The following is a 17,217-nucleotide window of genomic DNA, read 5'->3' as shown; positions in this document are numbered from 1 at the left end:
GGTCGGCGGGGCACCGTCGTTTCCCGCCCACGGCCCGGCACTGATACCCGGCCGCCCACAAAACCGGGCGACGCAAGATCGATGCGGCTGCCACCATGGTCGGCGTGCTGCTCACCCTGACCACCACCCACCAGCCGGCGACCGACCTCGGTCACCTGCTGGTCAAGCATCCTGACCGCGCGCAGGCCTTCGACGTGCCGGTCGGCACCGCGCACGTCTTCTACCCGGAGGCGGACGAGCAGCGCTGCACGGCCGCCCTGTTGCTGGACGTGGACCCGCTGCGGTTGGCCGGTGCCCGTCGCCGCGGTCGGGGCGGCTCGACGGCCACCCCGGAGACCTTCACCCTCGGCCAGTACGTCAACGACCGGCCGTACGCGGCGTCGAGCCTGCTCGCCTCGGCCCTGGCAAAGGTGTTCCGTTCGGCGCTGCGCGGCGAGTCCCGGGACCGGCCGGAGCTGGCCGCGACTCCGATCCCGCTGGAGGTGCGGGTGCCGGTACTGCGCTGCCGGGGCGGCGCGGAGGTGGCGACCCGGGTCTTCACCCCGCTCGGCTGGGCGGTGGAGGCCACCGCCCTCGCGCTGGACGAGCAGCACCCGGCGTGGGGCGACAGCCGCTACGTCGACCTGCGGCTGACCGGCACTCTCCGGCTCTCCGACGCGCTCAACCACCTGTACGTCCTGCTCCCGGTCCTCGACGACGCCAAGCACTACTGGGTGGCGCCGGACGAGGTGGAGAAGCTGCTCCGGGCCGGCGCCGGCTGGCTGGCCGACCACCCGGAGCGCGGGATGATCAGCCGGCGCTACCTCGCCCACCGGCGGGCGCTGGCCGGGCAGGCCCTGGCCCGCCTCGCCGAGCAGCGGCTCGCCGACGAGCCGGCGGTCGCCGACACGGTGGACGAGGAGACCGACGGGACCGCCGAGCGCCGGCCGTCCCTGGCGGCCCGCCGCCGAGAGTCGGTGCTCGCCGCCCTCGCCGAGAGCGGCGCCGGCCGGGTGCTCGACCTGGGTTGCGGCGGTGGCGCGCTGCTGGCCGCCCTGGTCGGCGACCGCCGGTACACCGAGGTCGTCGGCACCGACGTCTCCCCCCACGCGCTGGCCATGGCCGCTCGCCGGGTGCGGTTGGACCGGCTGCCGGAGCGGCAGCGGGACCGGATCACCCTGCGGCAGTCCGCGCTGACCTACCGGGACGACCGGCTGCGCGGCTACGACGCGGCGGTGCTGATGGAGGTGATCGAGCACGTCGACCCGCCCCGACTGCCGGCGCTGGAGGACGCCGTGTTCGGGCACGCCCGGCCGGGCACGGTCGTGCTGACCACCCCGAACGCCGAGTACAACGTCCGCTACGAGGGGCTGCCGGCGGGCCGATTCCGGCACGCCGACCACCGCTTCGAGTGGACCCGGGCCGAGTTCGCCGCCTGGGTCGACCGGGTGGCGACCGACTACGGCTACACCGCCCGGATCAGCGGGGTGGGTGACGAGGACCCGGAGGTCGGCGCCCCCACCCAACTGGCCGTGCTGACGCTCGCCGCGCGGGCCCCGACCCGGCAGGAGGACCGGCCGTGACCACCCTCGACATTCCCGAACTCGCGCTGGTGGCGCTGGTCGGCATCTCCGGCTCCGGCAAGTCGACCTTCGCCCGCCGGCACTTCGCCCCGACCCAGGTGCTCTCCTCGGACACGTTCCGGGCAATGGTGGCCGACGACGAGAACGACCAGTCCGCCTCCGCCGACGCCTTCGACGTGCTGCACTACGTCGCCGGCAAGCGGCTGCGCGCCGGCCGGCTCACTGTGGTCGACGCGACCAACCTCCAGCCGCACGCCCGGGCCGGGCTGGTCCGGGTGGCCCGGGAGCACGACGTGCTGCCGGTGGCCGTGGTCCTGGACGTGCCCGAGGCGCTGGCCTGGGAGCGCACCGAGGGGCGCGCCGACCGGACCTTCGGCCGCCAGGTGCTCGCCCGGATGCAGCGCGACCTGCGGCGTACGTACGGGCAGCTGGCCCGGGAGGGCTTCCGCAAGGTGCACGTGCTGCGCGGCATCGCCGAGATCGAGGCGGCCGAGGTCCGCTACGAGCGGCTCTACAACGACCGGCGCGAGCTGACCGGGCCGTTCGACATCATCGGCGACGTGCACGGGTGCCGGTCCGAGCTGGCGACGCTGCTGGGCCGGCTCGGCTGGCAGCTGCACCACGACGACCGGGGCCGCCCGGTCGACGCGACGCACCCGTCGGGGCGTACCGCGGTGTTCGTCGGCGACCTGGTGGACCGCGGCCCGGACTCCCCCGGCGTGCTCCGCCTGGTGATGGGCATGGTCGCCGCCGGGCACGCGATCTGCGTGCCCGGCAACCACGAGCAGAAGCTGCTGCGCAAGCTGCGCGGTCGCGACGTGCGGCTCACCCACGGCCTGGCCGAGACGATGGCCCAGCTGGCGACGGAGGAGCCGGAGTTCGCCACCACCGTGGCGGGCTTCATCGACGGCCTGGTCAGCCACTTCGTGCTCGACGGCGGCCGGCTGGTGGTCGCGCACGCCGGGCTGAAGGAGGAGTACCAGGGACGCGCGTCCGGTCGGGTCCGCTCGTTCGCGCTCTACGGGGAGACCACCGGCGAGACCGACGAGTACGGGCTGCCGGTCCGCTACCCGTGGGCCCGCGACTACCGGGGTTCGGCGATGGTGGTCTACGGGCACACGCCCACTCCCGAGCCGGAGTGGGTCAACAACACCATCTGCATCGACACCGGCTGCGTCTTCGGCGGCCGGCTCACCGCGCTGCGCTACCCGGAGAAGGAGCAGGTCTCCGTCCCGGCCGAGCGGGAGTGGTACGCCCCGGCCCGGCCGCTGGCCGCCGCGCCGACCCGCCCGGACCTGGTGCTGGAGCTGGCCGACGTGACCGGCCGGCGGCACATCGAGCACGGGTACGGCTCGCTGACTGTGCCCGCCGAGAACGCCGCCGCGGCGCTGGAGGTGATGAGCCGGTTCGCCGTCGACCCGCGCTGGCTGGCCTGGCTGCCGCCGACCATGGCGCCCTGCTCCACCGCGACCGAGGACGGCTACCTGGAGCACCCGGCGCAGGCGTTCGCCGACTACCGGGCGGCCGGGGTCGACCGGGTGGTCTGCGAGGAGAAGCACATGGGATCGCGGGCCGTGGTGCTGGTCTGCCGTGATCCGGCCGGTGGACCGTTCGGACCGGGCGGTGGGGTGGTGCACACCCGCACCGGCCGGCCGTTCTTCGGCGAACCGCTGGACGCCGCGCTGCTCGACCGGGTCCGCCGGGCGGTCACCGAGGCGGGGCTCTGGGACGAGCTGGGCACCGACTGGCTGCTGCTCGACACCGAGCTGCTGCCCTGGTCGGCGAAGGCCGCTGGGCTGATCCGCGAGCAGTACGCCGGAGTGGGGGCCGCCGGACGAGCCGCTCTCCCCGCGGTGCTGGGGGTGCTCGACGCGGCGACCGCCCGTGGGCTGCCGCTGACCGGGCTGCGGGAGAAGATGGCCCGCCGCGACGAGGAGGTGCGCGCCTACACCGACGCCTACCGGGCGTACGTGCGACCGACGGACGGCCTGCGCGGCGTGACCCTGGCACCGTTCGCGGTGCTCGCCGGGGCCGGTGCCAGCTACGCCGACCGGGACCACGGTTGGCACCTCGACGTGGCCGACCGACTCTGCGCCGCCGACCCGGAGTTCTTCACGCCGACCCGGCGGCAGGTGGTCGACCTCGCCGACGACGAGGCGGTCGCCTCGGCCACGCGGTGGTGGCTCTCCCTCACCGCAGCCGGCGGCGAGGGAATGGTGGTCAAGCCGTACGCCGGGCTGGCCGCTCGGACCGAGCGTGGCTCGCTGCTCCAGCCGGGGATCAAGTGCCGGGGGCGGGAGTACCTGCGGATCATCTACGGACCGGGCTACACCGAGCCGGAGCAGTTGGCCGCGCTGCGCCGGCGGTCGCTGGGCCGCAAGCGCGGGCTGGCGCTGCGTGAGCACGGGCTGGGGCTGGCGGCGCTCGACGCGTTGGCCGCCGGGGCGCCGTTGTGGCGCCGGCACGAGCTGGTCTTCGCGATCCTGGCCTGCGAGTCCGAGCCGGTCGACCCGCGGCTCTAGTCGTCGCCCGGGCCGGCGCGCACCCGCGTCGGCCTGGGCTGAGGGCGGCAGGTGTGACGTCGAGCACCGGGCGTGTCGGGCGGGCACCTAGACTACGGACGTGGCGTCGCCGGTGGCGGCTGAACGCCACCCCCACTGGTAGCCATCGGAGGTCCGCTCGTGCCGACGCCCACCACCACCCTGGCCCTGGGGCCCGATTGGCTCGATCCGGAGTGGTTGATCTCGACGTTCGGGCTGCTCGGCATCCTGGCCATCGTCTTCGCCGAGTCCGGCCTGCTCATCGGGTTCTTCCTGCCGGGCGACTCGCTGCTGTTCACCGCGGGGCTGCTCACCGCGGACGGGCAGTACATCACCTACCCGCTCTGGCTGGTCTGCCTGCTCATCACGCTCGCGGCGATCGCCGGCGACCAGGTGGGGTACGCGTTCGGCCGTAAGGTCGGGCCGTCACTCTTCCGCCGCCCGAACTCCCGGCTGTTCAAGCAGGAGAACGTGGTCAAGGCGCACGAGTTCTTCGAGAAGTACGGTGCCCGCTCCATCGTGCTGGCCCGCTTCGTGCCGATCGTGCGGACGTTCACGCCGATCGTGGCCGGCGTCAGCCGGATGAACTACCGGACGTTCGTGATCTACAACGTGATCGGCGGGGTGCTCTGGGGCACCGGGGTGACGGTGCTCGGCTACTTCCTCGGCCAGATCCCGTTCGTGAAGGAGCACATCGAACTCATCCTGATCGCGATCGTCGCGATCTCGGTGGTGCCGATCGCGATCGAGCTGCTCCGGGCGCGCATCGCGGCGAAGCGGGGCACGACCGCCGCCGAGCGGGCCGCCGCCGAGCAGGCGATCCGGGAGACCCGGCAGCACTACGGCAAGCACTGACCGGCCGGCCGTCCGGCGCCTTCCCTGCGGGGAGGGCACCGGACGATCGGTTCAGTTCAGCGGGCCTTCTTGGTGGCCCGCTTGCGCGGCGGAGTCAGCAGATCGGCGATCGTCGCGATCGCGCTCGGGACCAGCCGGTAGTAGGCCCACACACCGCGCTTCTCCCGCTCCAGCAAGCCGGCCTCGGTGAGGATGCGGAGGTGGTGGCTGACCGTCGGCTGAGAGAGGCCGAGTGGTGCGGTCAGGTCACAGACGCACGCCTCGCCCTCGGGGGCCGACTGGATCAGGCTGAGCAGCCGCAGCCGGGCAGGGTCGGCGAGGGCTTTGAGGACCCCCGCGAGACGCTCGGCATCGGCACGTTCGATCGGCTCGCCGGCAAGCGGCGAGATCTGAGGCATAGTCATTTCAGCCAACGCAGTTCCCACGATTTCCATCCTTCCACCAGCAGCATCGATCCGCCTGCATATCAGCAGATCCGAATCGGCAGACTTTTACGCCACAAGGCCGAGGTCAGCCAACGTATAGGCCGCCCGATACGGCAGTCCGGCGGCTCGCACCGCGTCGCCGGCGCCTCGATCAACAATAACCGCAACCCCTACGACCTCGGCCCCGGCCTCACGAAGCGCCTCGACCGCGGTCAACACACTTCCACCCGTCGTGGATGTGTCCTCCACCGCCAGCACCCGGCGGCCGGCCACCTCCGGCCCCTCGATCCGGCGCTGCAACCCGTGCGCCTTACCGGTTTTCCGGACCACGAAGGCGTCCAGGGCCCGGCCGCTCGGCGCCGCGGCGTGCAGCATCGAGAGCGCGACCGGGTCGGCGCCAAGGGTCAGGCCACCGACCGCGTCGTACGCCCAGTCGGCGGTGAGGTCGAGCAACACCCGGCCGACCAACGGTGCGGCCTGGTGATGGAGCGTGACGCGCCGCAGATCCACGTACCAGTCCGCTTCGCGCCCGGACGAGAGCACCACCCGGCCGTGCACCACAGCCAGGTCAGTGATGAATTTACGCAGGTCGTCGTGGTCCCCCATGGCGATAGAGGGTACTGCGCAAGTCTGGGAGCCGGGTGTGGGGTCCACCCGGATCCATCCGCCGGGCGACCGATGAGTGGCGATGTACCACTACTCTGCGCGATCGGGCCGGATCAGTTACCGACAAAGGCCTGTGACGCCGCCGGAACGCCGCGTGGCGGCCGGATCAGCGCTCGTCGCGGCCGATCCGGCCCCGGGTGTCCCGGGCGACCGCGTGCAGCAGCCGCTGGGGCGCATGCCGCAGGCCGGCGACGGCGAGCTTGTACTTCCAAGCCGGAACGCTGACCAACTTGCCTTTCCGCAGGTCACGAAGCGCGCCTTCGACAACGTCGTCGGCCCGTAGCCACATCCACTCCGGAGTCTTGGACATGTTGATGCCGGCCCGCTGGTGGAACTCGGTGCGGGTGTAGCCGGGGCAGAGCGCCATCACCCGTACGCCGAACGGACGCGCCGATTGGCCGACCGATTCGCTGAAGTTGGTCACCCACGCCTTGCTGGCCGAATAGGTGGAGCCCGGCATGACCGCCGCGAACCCGGCAACGGAAGAGACATTTATCACTGCCCCGTTCCGCCGTTCGGTCATCGGACCCAGCGCGGCAAGGGTCAACCGCATCACCGCGTGCACGTTGAGCCGGAGCAGTCGGGCCTCGTCCTCGACGGAGGAGCGCAGGAAGGGCTTGTTGAGGCTGATCCCGGCGTTGTTGACGAGCAGGTCGATCGGGCTGCCGCCGGTGAGCCGGCGCTCGACGACGGCACTACCGTCGTCGGTGGACAGATCGGCCGCGATGGTCTCGACCTCCCGACCGTGCCGGCCGGTCAGCTCGGCGGCCAGCTCGCCGAGGCGGGCGGCGTCCCGGGCCACCAGCACCAGGTGCGAGCCGTCGGCGGCCAGCCGGCGGGCGAACGCCGCGCCGATGCCAGCCGTCGCGCCGGTCACCAGGGCCCGTCGCTCGGTGGAGGTGGAGTCGGGGGTCACGGGCGATCCTCAGCTGGGCGGTAAGAGGGCGTGGTGGGCGCCGGCGGGGCCGGATGCGGGGCGGGTGGAAACCCGGACGGCGCGGCCGGGCGTCGGCGGAACCAGGCGTTGGCCGCCGGCAGCGCCAGCAACGCGGCCACCACAAGGTAACCGAGCGTCTGGCCGACGGAAAGCCCCGCGTTCAGCGGAATCCACCAGGGCGGGTAGGCGTCGCCGACCAGGTTGAGAAGTTCGGCGGTGGAGCGTTCGTCGGCGCCGAGCCGCAGCGGGGCGGCCCGCTGGCCGACCAGCACCGCGAGACCGCAGCAGCCGCAGAGCAGGCCGAGCCCGCTGACCACCCAGGTGGCCACCCGGGCGCCCGCGCGGCCACTGCCCAGGCCGAGGGCGAGCCCGGCGAGGAGCACCCCGGCCAGCAGGCTGAGCACCGCGGAGACCACCCCGGACGTGCGCAGCAGCGCGACGATCGCGTCGATGTCACCGGCGGTGGCCGACGTGCCGGTGGCGGCGGACCGGAACCGGTCGACGGTGCCGCCGAGCACGAGCAGCCCGGCGACCGCGTACGCGAGCGCGACGAGCGCCATCAGCAGCAGCACCGCCGTCGCCAGCGCGACCGCGGGGGGACGGCGGGCCGGCGCCTGGTGCGGGTACGACACGACGGATCCCTCCGGTAGGCGTCGGGTTGCAACCTACTCGGAGGGACCGTCAGCGTCGCCGTTATCCGACGATCAACTCACCGGCGGCGGGGTCGAGCCGGGTCGATCCGACGGGGGTGGCTGGTCGCCGGACTGACCCGGCGCCGGCGGCTGTCCCGACGGGCCGGGCTGGCTGGGCGGCGGGTACCCCGGGGCCGGCGGGTAGCCCGGATCGCCCGAGGGCTGACCGGGCTGGCCCGGGCCCTGCGGGTAGCCGGGGGCCGGCGGGTAGCCCGGGTAGGCGGCGCCGGGCACCGGCGGCTCCCAACCGGCCTTCGGCTTGCGGAAGAACTCGTTCGACTTCGGCAGGGCCAGCAGGATCAGCGCGGCGAGCAGCGCGAGCACGCCGAGCACCCCGAGCACGGTGCTCAGCGGCGTGAACCAGCCCGGCAGCGCGTCGTCGAGGCGGCGCTGGATCTCCTCGCCGCTGGGCATGTCACCGCTGGTGCTGCCGCCGCCGGCACCGCCGAGGCCGCCCGCCGCACCGCTGATCAGGCTGCCGCCCGTGCAGCAGATCAGGATGCCGCCGAGGATCCAGGTGGTGATCCGGGATCCGTTCTTGCCGCGGTTGTTCAGCATGGCCAGCACGACCAGACCGATCGCCAGCAGCAGCACGAAGATCGCGGTGCCGATGCCGATGGCGAAGGTGAAGTCGGCGATCGTCTCCGCGCCGTTCGCCTCGGTGCCGCGGTAGGCGTCCCGCAGCACGTCGCGGATGGTGCCGATGGTCGTCAGGGTGATGATCAGATTGATCACCTGGAGGACGGCGAACAGGATCAGCAGGTAGCTGGAAATGGTCACCACGCTCGGCCGTGTGCGGGCCGGCGGGCGTTGGGGGTCGACCACGGTGCTCCTTCCCTAGATCGGGCCCACACCGTATCGGCAACCGGCCAACCCGGCATGCCGCGACGCCCCGGGGCCGGCCGGCAAAGGGTGGGGCCGAGCCCGCACCACGCCGGTCGGTCAGTAGCCCCGCCACTCCGCGCGGGCGTACTCGAGCACCCGGGGCTGCAACAAGGTCGAGGCGGGGACCGCTATCCGGCCCCGGTCGGCGGGGAAGGTGGCCGCCGCGCGCAGCGTCGGCTCGTCCAGAAAACGCAACCGGGGCGCGTCGGCCGGCAGCGCCAGCGCGGGCGGGACGGTGCCGGGCCCGGCGAGCACGAACCCCCAGTCCCCGAAGGACGGCACGTCCACGTGGTACGGCAGGGTGGCGAAACCGGCCGCGCGCAGCGACGCCTCGATCGACCAGTACGACCGGGGCGCGAAGTACGGCGAGCCGGACTGCACCACCAGCCGTCCGCCGTCGGCGAGCGCGGCGCGGACCAGCGTGTAGAACTCGACGGTGTAGAGCTTGGCGGTGGCCGTCTCGTCCGGGTCGGGCAGGTCCGCGACGATCGCGTCGAAGCGGGCCGTGTTGCTGCGCAGCCAGCCGAAGGCGTCGGCGTGCACCACCCGGACCCTGGGGTCGGCGAAGGCGTCCCCGTTGAGCCGGCGCAGCTGCGGCTCGGTACGCGCCAGCACCACCACCGCCGGGTCCAGGTCGACCACCGTGATCCGTCGGATGTCGGGATAGCGCAGCAGCTCCCGAACCGCGAGGCCGTCGCCGGCCCCGAGCACCAGCACCTCGCCGCGAGCCCCGTTCAGCACCGGATGCACCAGCGCCTCGTGGTAGCGGTACTCGTCGACCGAGCTGAACTGGAGATCGCCGTTGAGGTACAGCCGCAGGTCGGTGTCGGTGTGGCCGACCTCGCGTACCGACCGGGTCAGCACGATCTCCTGGTAGCGGCTCCGTTCGGCGTGCACCACCGGGTCGCGGTAGAGCTGCTGCCGGGCGGTCACCTCGAAGTCGTGCGCGGTCAGCCAGGCGTACCCCAGGCAGAGCGCGACCACCACGGCGCCGGCCCCGAGCGCGACCCGGGACCGCCGACCCAGCTCCCGGCGGAAGACCGTGCAGACCAGGGCGAGCCCGGCCACGGCGTTCACCGCGCCGACCACGATCGCCCCCTTGAGCTGCCCGAAGACCGGCAGCAGCAGGAACGGGAACGCGAGCCCGCCGAGCAGGGCGCCGACGTAGTCGGCGGCGAACAGGTCGGCCACCGCGCTGCCCGCCGCCTGCTCCCGGATCCGTTGCAGCAGCACCATCAGCAGCGGAATCTCCGCCCCGATCAACAGGCCGAGCAGGAACGCCGTGCCGACCAGCGCCGGACCGTAGAGATCCAGCCAGGCGAACGCCGCGTAGAGGCCGAGCACCGAGAGCCCGCCGAGCAGCGCCAGGGCCAGCTCGATCGCGGCGAACGCGGCGGCGGCCCGGGGCTGCAACGGCTTGGCGGCGAGCGCGCCGACGCCCATCGCGAAGACCATCACGCCGAGCACGATCGACGCCTGACCGACGGTGTCCCCGATCAGATAGCTGCCGAGCGCGACCAGCGCGAGCTCGTAGACGAGGCCACAGGCCGCGCAGACGAAGACCGCGGCCAGGACCGCCGCGCGGGCCGGCCGCCGGGTCGGGGACGCGGGCGCCTCGGTGGTCACCCTCGCTCCGGCGTACGGCCGGTGGCCGCATCGACTGGACGCGGAGGTGCCGGCGTCGCCGTCGCGGTGGGGCGACGACGATGCCGGCGGCGCTGGACCACGCCGACGGTGATCAGCAGCGCGGTGAGCAGCAGCAGCCCGGCGGCGGTGAGGAGGTAGCCCCAGCGGTCCCGCCACAGGTCGTTGCCGGCGTCGGGCAGCGGCGTCGGCGTCGACGCCGGGGTGGCCGCGGCGACCGGCGCGGGGCTCGCCGCACCGGCCTCGGCGACCAGCAGCGGCAGGCTGACCGCGGCCCGGGTGACCGCCCAACCGGGATCGTCGAGGAAGGCGTCGTCGGTCAGCCCGAACCGCGCCAGCCCGGCCCGGACGGTGCTGAGGTCGGACCGGTCCAGGTCGGCGGAGCCCTCGACGCCGACGAGCGCGCTGTCCTCGGACTCGCTGCTCTCGGCGGTGTAGGTGATCTCCGCGGCGACCTGCACCCAACGCGGGCAGCGCGGATCGCCCTCGGCGGGCACGCCGTCGCCGAGGCTGGAGCCGACGTTCACCACCCTGGTGCCGTCCGTCAACCGCCAGCCGTAGCAGATCCCCTGGGCGTCGGTTGCCCGCTTCAGGATTGGCACGGTGTCGGCCCGCTCGGTGGCGGTGGGCGGGAGGACCGTGGTGCCGCCGTCGTCGTCGGCGAGCACGCCGGCGAGGCAGACCCCGCCCAGCACCAGCACGACGGCGCCGATCGCGACCGCCTTGGCCGCGCCGGAGGACTTCGCCGCGCCCCGTTTCCCGGCGGCCATCAGCTGATCGCGGCGGCGATGATCGCGCCGGTGGCCAGGTGGACGACGGCGGAGACCCAGACCGCCGGGTGCGGCTCCGGGTCGACCAGGAGCTGCCCGAGCCGGCCCGGGGTCACCGCGTCGAGCAGCAGGAACGCCGTCGCCATGATGACCAGCCCGAGGACGCCGTACGCGGCCGCGCCGATGATGCCGAGGACGAAGTCGTCCTCGCTGGCGGCGATCGCGGCGACCACGATGACGCCGACCCCGGCCAGGTTCGAGGCGAGCAGCAGGGCCGCGTTGCGGTTGCGGTCGGTCCAGATCAGTTCCTTGAGCCGGCCGGGGGTGGCCACGTCCACCAGGACGTAGCCGATGCCCATCAGCAGCACGCCGACCACCCCGTAGGCGAGGGTGACCAGCAGATCGGTGACGAGGGTCTGCACGGGGTGCTCCAGGGGTGAGGGGTCGATCGGGAGGGCTACTTCCCGCTGCCGGGGCCGCCGCCCCGGACGGTGCTTCCACGTCCCCAGCCCCAGCCGGAGCCGACCGTGGAGTGGTAGCGCGGGTAGGCGGTGCCGAGCCGCTCCAGCAGGATCAGCGACCCGGCGGCGACCGGCAGGATGACCACCGAGTCGTCGTCGTAGCGCAGGTAGACGCCGCTGCCGTCGACGTACTGGTCGGCCGGTCGCCAGGCGTCGGTGACGTCCTTCGCCACCTCGCTGGGGGTGCGGTTCGAGGTGTAGGCGACGGCGTCCCGGCCGATGTCCTGGCCGGCGGCGCGCGTGTACCGGTCCTCGACGTAGCCGCGCGGCGAGAAGTTGCCGTAGAAGATCGCGAAGGCGGCCACCAACGCGCCGATGACCGCGAACGCCACCCCCACCACGAACCAGCGTCGGTACGTCATCGCAGTGCCACCACCGTCTCGGTCAGGACCAGCTCGTTGGTCTGCGGATAGGCGTGCCAGGTGCGCCAGCCGAGTGTGCCGACGGGCGGCTCGGGACGGACGGCGAGCGCGGTCACCGCGTCCGGATCGCCGGGGAAGACACCCACCAGGGCGTACGGGTCGTCGGCCAGCTCCGCGCGGAGCGCGGCGACCCGGTCGCGCAGGCCGGTGCCGGCCGGCCGGAGCACGGTCGCGGCGAACCGGTAGCCGGTGGCCTCGTCGAGCAGCGCCGCGGGCAGCTCGGGCGGCCGACCGGGCAGGCAGGCCACCGTCTCGGTCAGCGCCACCTCGCCCGCCCGGAGCAGCACCTGGTGCGAGGCGCCGAGCAACCGCAGCCGCAGCCGGACCGCCCCGGGCAGGTCGAGGTCGAGCACGTGCAGCGCGGGCCGTTCCACGTCGTCGCGGGCGAGGCTGAGGTCGGCGGCGCGGGTGTCGACGTACGGGGCGTCGAGGGTGACCAGCACTCAGTCCTCCCCGGCCTGCGGGTAGATCATCACCTCGGCACGGTGCAGCAGCTCGCCCCGGGCCACCTCCCAGCCCGCTTCCCCGTACGCCTCGAAGGAGAGCCGGGCGCCGCCGGGTGCCTGGTAGTCGTGGTACCGCATGGTGCCGGCCGGGTCGAGCCCGGTGGCACCGATGGCCGTGTAGCGGGCCTGACCGGACTCGTCCCAGCTGTAGCGGCGGCCGGCGAAGTCGATGGTCGGGGCGCCGGGGGTGACGGTGGCGCCGGGCTCGGCGGCCCAGAGCACCAGCTCCAGGTCCGGGCCCTCCTCGACGGAAAGCCAGCGCCGGACCCCGCCCGCGTCGTCGAGCAGGTGCTCCGCCCAGCTCCAGCCCCCCTCGACCAGGCGGATGGTGCCACGTACCACGTAGGACACCTGGCGGATCTCCACGACGTCGCCGGCGCGGAGCCGGCGCGGGTCACCGCGCAGCACGTCGGCGTCGGCGTCCCGCAGCGGGTCACCCGCCTGCATCCGGCCGGACGGCCGGGTGCGGGACCGGCGCACGGCCAGCACGGCGACCACCACCCCGGCCACCCCGACCAGGCAGCCCACGGCCGTCACCAGGTACGCCACCGAGCCGTTCACCGACCACCTCCCCTGTCACGTCGGCGCAGACGGTAACAACCCCGTGCACCGGTGAGCGCCCGCTGACGCTCGACTGAGCACTCAGTCACCGGCGGGCGGCCGATCCGAGGCTGGGCCCTCCGGCCCGGCGGGCGGCGCGGCGGGGGCCAGGTGCACCGCCGGATCCGGGCAGATCAGGTAGCCCGGCGGCACGGGATAACCGGGCGGTACGGCGTAGCCGGGCGGCACGGGATAGCCCGGCGGCACGGCATAGCCCGGCACGGGATAGCCCGGCGGCACGGCGTTCCCCGGCACGGGATAGCCCGGCGGCACGGGATAGGAGATCGCTGGCAGCGGGTAGCCGGCGGGCGGGACCGGCCGGGCCGGCGACGCGGTCCGGGGCACGAACCAGCGGTGCGCCGGCGGCAGCGCCACCAGCAGCACCAGCGCCACGGTGAGCACCAGCACCGTGAGGATCCCGATCCCGGCCAGCGGGAAGAGCACGGCGTCGAACGGATCCGAGCTGTCGTAGAGGGCCTGCAGAAACGGCGACTCCTGCCAGGAGTCGGCGTCCGGCCCGGTCGGTGTCTCCTCCGGGTAGCCCTCCTCCGGAAACGGCTCGCCCTCGATGCCGCCGGCGAAGATCAGCGGGACGAAGAACGCCCCGGAGCAGCCCTGGGCCAGGCAGATCAGCAACTGGGCGCCGCCGGCCACGAAGACCAGGATCCTGGCGGTGTTGCCGCCGCGACGCAGGGGCAGCGCGGTGGCGGCCAGCCAGAGCGCCAGCACCAGGGTGGGTATGCCGAGGATCAGCGCCATGGTGATGTTGATCCACCGTTCGCCGCGTACCTCGTCCGGGTCGGCGTCGGGCACCAGCCGCACCGCCCGGTCGATCTGGCCGTCCCACTGCACCGCCTGCGCGATGACCAACGCGACCAGCGCGAGCAGGACCAGAACGGTGGCGAGCTGCACCCAGAAGGCGATGGTGACCGTGACGGGTCGGGGTGGGCGTGCCGGAGCGTCGGCGGACGGGGTCATGGCTCGGAAAGCTACGGCTCACCGGCCCGGCGGCGGCAGACCCGATCGGGCAGCCTCCACCGGAGAAAGGATCACGCTTCGGTGAGCCGCTGCGCGGCGTACTCGCGGAGTGTGGCGCGGTCCATCACGCAGCCGGTGAAGGTGGTGAACTCGGCCGGATCGTCGCGCAGCGCCGTCCAGGCGGCGCGCGCCGCCGCCGGGTCGACCCGTTCCAGCAGGGTCGCCGCGTACGCCCGGCCGGCCGGCGTACCCCGGTCGAGCAGTCTGTCGACCTGCTCGCGTACCTCCTCGGGGCGCTCGGCCAGCGCGGCCGCGACCCGCTGGTACGCCTCGGTGACCGGCAGCAGCGTGCCGGCGAACCCCACCCCGCCGAAGGCCACCGTGTCGGCCCGGGCCAGCTCCTCGACGGCGGCTGCCAGCTCCCGGTCCCGCTTCCCACCGATCCCGAACATGCCCCCATCCTTTCCCCGCCCCGACCCGCCCCACCCCTCCCCCAGACGGTTGATCATGAGGTTTGCGGCAGTTACGGAGATCAAATTCGCCGCAAACCTCATGATCAACGCGCTCAGCGAGGAGGAGGGAGGGTGGGGTCGGTGGGGTTAGGCGGGGGTTACGGTCAGGGCGTCCTTGGTGTCGGCCAGGTCGACCTTGACGGTCTGGCCGTCGCGGATCTGGCCGGCGAGCAGGGCCTTGGCGAGCTGGTCGCCGATGGCCGACTGCACCAGCCGGCGCAGCGGGCGAGCACCGTAGATCGGGTCGTAGCCGTGCTCGGCCAGCCAACCGCGGGCCGCCTCGGTGATCTCCATGCCCAGCCGGCGGTCGGCGAGCCGACGGCCCAACCGGGTCAGCTGGATGTCCACGATCGACCGCAGGTCGTCACCGCGCAGGGCGGCGAAGACCACGATGTCGTCCAGCCGGTTCAGGAACTCCGGCTTGAAGTGCGTGCGGACGACCGCCAGCACCCCCTCGCGACGCTGCTCGTCGGTCAGCGTCAGGTCGCTGATCACCGACGACCCGAGGTTGGACGTGAGGATCAGGATCGCGTTGCGGAAGTCCACCGTCCGGCCCTGCCCGTCGGTGAGCCGACCGTCGTCGAGCACCTGGAGCAGGATGTCGAAGACGTCCGGGTGGGCCTTCTCCACCTCGTCCAGCAGGATCACCGAGTACGGCCGCCGGCGCACCGCCTCGGTGAGCTGGCCGCCCTCCTCATAGCCGATGTAACCGGGCGGGGCACCGACCAGCCGTGCGACGGAGTGCTTCTCGCCGTACTCGCTCATGTCGATGCGGACCATGGCCCGCTCGTCGTCGAAGAGGAACTCGGCGAGCGCCTTGGCCAGCTCGGTCTTGCCGACGCCGGTGGGGCCGAGGAAGAGGAAGCTGCCGGTCGGCCGGTCCGGGTCGGCCACGCCGGCCCGGGCGCGGCGGACCGCGTCGGAGACCGCGCCGACCGCTTCGGCCTGGCCGACCACCCGGCCGCCCAGCGACTCCTCCATCCGGAGCAGCTTGGCGGTCTCGCCCTCCAGCAGCCGGCCGGCGGGGATGCCCGTCCAGGAGGCGACCACGGCGGCGATGTCGTCGGCGCCGACCTCCTCCTTGAGCATCGCGCCGTCGGCCTGGAGTCGGGCCAGCTCCTCCTCGGCCTGCTTCAGCTCGACCTTGAGGGCGGGGATCCGGCCGTAGCGCAGCTCGGCGGCGCGTTCCAGCTCGCCGTCACGCTCGGCCCGCTCGGCCTCGCCACCCAGCCGCTCCAACTCCTCCTTGGCCGTGGAGAGCTTGGTGATGTGGCTCTTCTCGGTCTGCCAACGCTCGGAGAGCGCGGTGAGCTGTTCGCGCTTGTCGGCCAGCTCCTTGCGCAACCGCTCCAGCCGCTCGGCGGAGGCGGCGTCCGGCTCCTTGGCCAGCGCCATCTCCTCGATCTCGAGCCGGCGCACCGCCCGCTCGATCTCGTCCACCTCGACCGGCCGGGAGTCGATCTCCATCCGGAGCCGGGACGCGGACTCGTCGACCAGGTCGATCGCCTTGTCCGGCAGGAACCGGTCGGTGATGTAGCGGTCGGAGAGCGACGCGGCGGCGACCAGGGCGGCGTCGGTGATCCGGACCCCGTGGTGCACCTCGTAGCGCTCCTTGAGCCCGCGCAGGATGCCGATGGTGTCCTCGATGGTCGGCTCGCCGACCAGCACCGGCTGGAAGCGACGCTCCAGCGCCGGGTCCTTCTCGATGTGCTCGCGGTACTCGTCCAGCGTGGTGGCGCCGACCATGCGCAGCTCACCACGGGCGAGCATCGGCTTGAGCATGTTGCCGGCGTCCATCGAGCCCTCGCCCTTGCCGGCTCCGACGACCGTGTGCAGCTCGTCGAGGAAGGTGATGACCTGCCCGTCGGAGTTCTTGATCTCCTCCAGCACGGACTTCAGCCGCTCCTCGAACTGGCCGCGGTACTGCGCGCCGGCGACCATCGCCCCGAGGTCGAGCGAGACGAGCTTCTTGTCCCGCAGCGACTCGGGCACGTCGCCGGCGACGATGCGCTGGGCGAGGCCCTCGACGATCGCGGTCTTGCCGACGCCCGGCTCCCCGATCAGCACCGGGTTGTTCTTGGTACGCCGGGACAGCACCTGGATCACCCGGCGGATCTCGGAGTCCCGGCCGATCACCGGGTCGATCTTGCCGTCGCGCGCGCTGGCGGTCAGGTCGACGCCGTACTTGGCCAGGGCCTGGTAGGTCTGCTCGGGATCCGCCGTGGTCACCCGCCGGTCCCCGCCGCGTACGGCCGGGAAGGCGGCGACCAGGTTCTCCTCGGTGGCGCCGGCGTTCTTCAACGCGTTCGCCACCGCACCGCCCACCTGCGCCAGGCCGGCCAGCAGGTGCTCGGTGGAGGTGTACTCGTCGCCGAGCGGCCGGGCGATCTGCTCCGCGGCGCCGATGGCGTTGACGAACTCCCGGGCCAGCGTGGGCTCGGCGATGCTGGACCCGCGCGCGGCGGGCAGGGCGTCGACCGCGCGCTGGGTGACCCGGCGCAGCTCGGCGGGGTCGGCCCCGACGGCGCGCAGCAGACCGGCGGCGGTCGAGCCCTCGGTGTCGAGCAGTGACAGCAGCAGGTGCCAGGGTTCCACGGTCGCGTGGCCGCGCTGGTTCGCCAGCGCGACGGCACCGGTGATGGTTTCGCGGCTCTTGGTGGTGAGACGTTCCGTGTTCATGGGCTCCCCCGGATAGGCGTGTC

At 73.2% G+C, this 17,217-nt stretch carries 17 protein-coding genes; 3 read left to right on the top strand and 14 right to left on the bottom strand.

All coding sequences use genetic code 11. From position 1 onward, the window contains the following. Positions 1-104: 104 nt before the first annotated feature. The 3 genes from AB0C04_RS01700 (at position 105) to AB0C04_RS01690 (ending at position 4,957) form a co-directional block, all read left to right on the top strand. Entirely contained in the window at positions 105-1,562 is a 1,458-nt protein-coding gene (locus AB0C04_RS01700; RefSeq protein ID WP_357046880.1) for a 3' terminal RNA ribose 2'-O-methyltransferase Hen1, read from the top strand. Continuing rightward, positions 1,559-4,084, top strand: coding sequence for a polynucleotide kinase-phosphatase (locus tag AB0C04_RS01695; RefSeq protein WP_357046878.1), 2,526 nt, complete (start codon positions 1,559-1,561; stop codon positions 4,082-4,084). The genes AB0C04_RS01700 and AB0C04_RS01695 overlap by 4 nt, the downstream gene beginning before the upstream one ends. Before the next feature lie 159 nt (positions 4,085-4,243). Beyond that, entirely contained in the window at positions 4,244-4,957 is a 714-nt protein-coding gene (locus AB0C04_RS01690; RefSeq protein WP_357046876.1) for a VTT domain-containing protein, read from the top strand. Positions 4,958-5,013: 56 nt separating this feature from the next. Here AB0C04_RS01690 and AB0C04_RS01685 read toward each other — a convergent pair whose 3' ends face one another. The 14 genes from AB0C04_RS01685 to clpB all read right to left on the bottom strand — a co-directional run bounded on the left by AB0C04_RS01685 (position 5,014) and on the right by clpB (position 17,194). Beyond that, on the bottom strand, positions 5,014-5,391 hold the full coding sequence (locus AB0C04_RS01685) for a metalloregulator ArsR/SmtB family transcription factor (RefSeq protein WP_350868426.1): 378 nt from the start codon (positions 5,389-5,391) through the stop codon (positions 5,014-5,016). A 57-nt stretch (positions 5,392-5,448) separates the two neighbouring features. Further along, on the bottom strand, positions 5,449-5,988 hold the full coding sequence (gene pyrE, locus AB0C04_RS01680; protein WP_350868428.1) for an orotate phosphoribosyltransferase: 540 nt from the start codon (positions 5,986-5,988) through the stop codon (positions 5,449-5,451). Positions 5,989-6,154: 166 nt separating this feature from the next. Further along, a complete protein-coding gene (locus AB0C04_RS01675) occupies positions 6,155-6,964 on the bottom strand; it encodes an SDR family oxidoreductase (protein WP_357046873.1) in 810 nt (269 codons plus the stop codon). Continuing rightward, entirely contained in the window at positions 6,961-7,617 is a 657-nt protein-coding gene (locus AB0C04_RS01670) for a hypothetical protein (protein ID WP_357046871.1), read from the bottom strand. Before AB0C04_RS01670 ends, AB0C04_RS01675 begins: the two co-directional genes overlap by 4 nt. A 72-nt stretch (positions 7,618-7,689) precedes the next feature. Further along, a complete protein-coding gene (locus AB0C04_RS01665) occupies positions 7,690-8,457 on the bottom strand; it encodes a hypothetical protein (RefSeq protein WP_357049041.1) in 768 nt (255 codons plus the stop codon). A gap of 162 nt (positions 8,458-8,619) precedes the next feature. After that, a complete protein-coding gene (locus AB0C04_RS01660; protein WP_357046869.1) occupies positions 8,620-10,188 on the bottom strand; it encodes a polyamine aminopropyltransferase in 1,569 nt (522 codons plus the stop codon). Continuing rightward, positions 10,185-10,976, bottom strand: a complete 792-nt coding sequence (locus AB0C04_RS01655) for a hypothetical protein (RefSeq protein WP_357046867.1) — start codon at positions 10,974-10,976, stop codon at positions 10,185-10,187. The genes AB0C04_RS01660 and AB0C04_RS01655 overlap by 4 nt, the downstream gene beginning before the upstream one ends. After that, positions 10,976-11,398, bottom strand: coding sequence for a DUF350 domain-containing protein (locus AB0C04_RS01650; RefSeq protein WP_357046865.1), 423 nt, complete (start codon positions 11,396-11,398; stop codon positions 10,976-10,978). The genes AB0C04_RS01655 and AB0C04_RS01650 overlap by 1 nt, the downstream gene beginning before the upstream one ends. A gap of 35 nt (positions 11,399-11,433) precedes the next feature. Then, positions 11,434-11,859: a DUF4247 domain-containing protein gene (locus AB0C04_RS01645; RefSeq protein ID WP_357046863.1), complete on the bottom strand. Its 426-nt coding sequence runs from the start codon at positions 11,857-11,859 to the stop codon at positions 11,434-11,436. Continuing rightward, entirely contained in the window at positions 11,856-12,362 is a 507-nt protein-coding gene (locus tag AB0C04_RS01640; protein WP_357046861.1) for a DUF2617 family protein, read from the bottom strand. The genes AB0C04_RS01645 and AB0C04_RS01640 overlap by 4 nt, the downstream gene beginning before the upstream one ends. Continuing rightward, on the bottom strand, positions 12,363-12,986 hold the full coding sequence (locus AB0C04_RS01635; RefSeq protein WP_357046859.1) for a DUF4178 domain-containing protein: 624 nt from the start codon (positions 12,984-12,986) through the stop codon (positions 12,363-12,365). An 81-nt stretch (positions 12,987-13,067) separates the two neighbouring features. After that, entirely contained in the window at positions 13,068-14,003 is a 936-nt protein-coding gene (locus AB0C04_RS01630; protein WP_357046857.1) for a hypothetical protein, read from the bottom strand. A 71-nt stretch (positions 14,004-14,074) separates the two neighbouring features. Continuing rightward, a complete protein-coding gene (locus tag AB0C04_RS01625) occupies positions 14,075-14,455 on the bottom strand; it encodes a hypothetical protein (RefSeq protein WP_357046855.1) in 381 nt (126 codons plus the stop codon). A 147-nt stretch (positions 14,456-14,602) separates the two neighbouring features. After that, positions 14,603-17,194, bottom strand: a complete 2,592-nt coding sequence (clpB, locus tag AB0C04_RS01620) for an ATP-dependent chaperone ClpB (RefSeq protein WP_357046853.1) — start codon at positions 17,192-17,194, stop codon at positions 14,603-14,605. Between the last annotated feature and the right edge of the window lie 23 nt (positions 17,195-17,217).

It is taken from the genome of Micromonospora sp. NPDC048909, from assembly GCF_040649635.1.
Classification (GTDB): Bacteria; Actinomycetota; Actinomycetes; order Mycobacteriales; family Micromonosporaceae; genus Micromonospora.
Note: the sequence above shows the minus strand (reverse complement) of the source record. Positions and strands in the feature narration are given on the sequence as shown.

Excerpts from the sequence above, each read along its gene's own strand:
- AB0C04_RS01685 (WP_350868426.1), bottom strand. The coding sequence starts at position 5,391 with ATGGAAATCGTGGGAACTGCGTTGGCTGAAATGACTATGCCTCAGATC.
- clpB (WP_357046853.1), bottom strand. The coding sequence starts at position 17,194 with ATGAACACGGAACGTCTCACCACCAAGAGCCGCGAAACCATCACCGGT.
- AB0C04_RS01655 (WP_357046867.1), bottom strand. The coding sequence starts at position 10,976 with ATGGCCGCCGGGAAACGGGGCGCGGCGAAGTCCTCCGGCGCGGCCAAG.
- AB0C04_RS01645 (WP_357046863.1), bottom strand. The coding sequence starts at position 11,859 with ATGACGTACCGACGCTGGTTCGTGGTGGGGGTGGCGTTCGCGGTCATC.
- AB0C04_RS01625 (WP_357046855.1), bottom strand. The coding sequence starts at position 14,455 with ATGTTCGGGATCGGTGGGAAGCGGGACCGGGAGCTGGCAGCCGCCGTC.
- AB0C04_RS01630 (WP_357046857.1), bottom strand. The coding sequence starts at position 14,003 with ATGACCCCGTCCGCCGACGCTCCGGCACGCCCACCCCGACCCGTCACG.
- pyrE (WP_350868428.1), bottom strand. The coding sequence starts at position 5,988 with ATGGGGGACCACGACGACCTGCGTAAATTCATCACTGACCTGGCTGTG.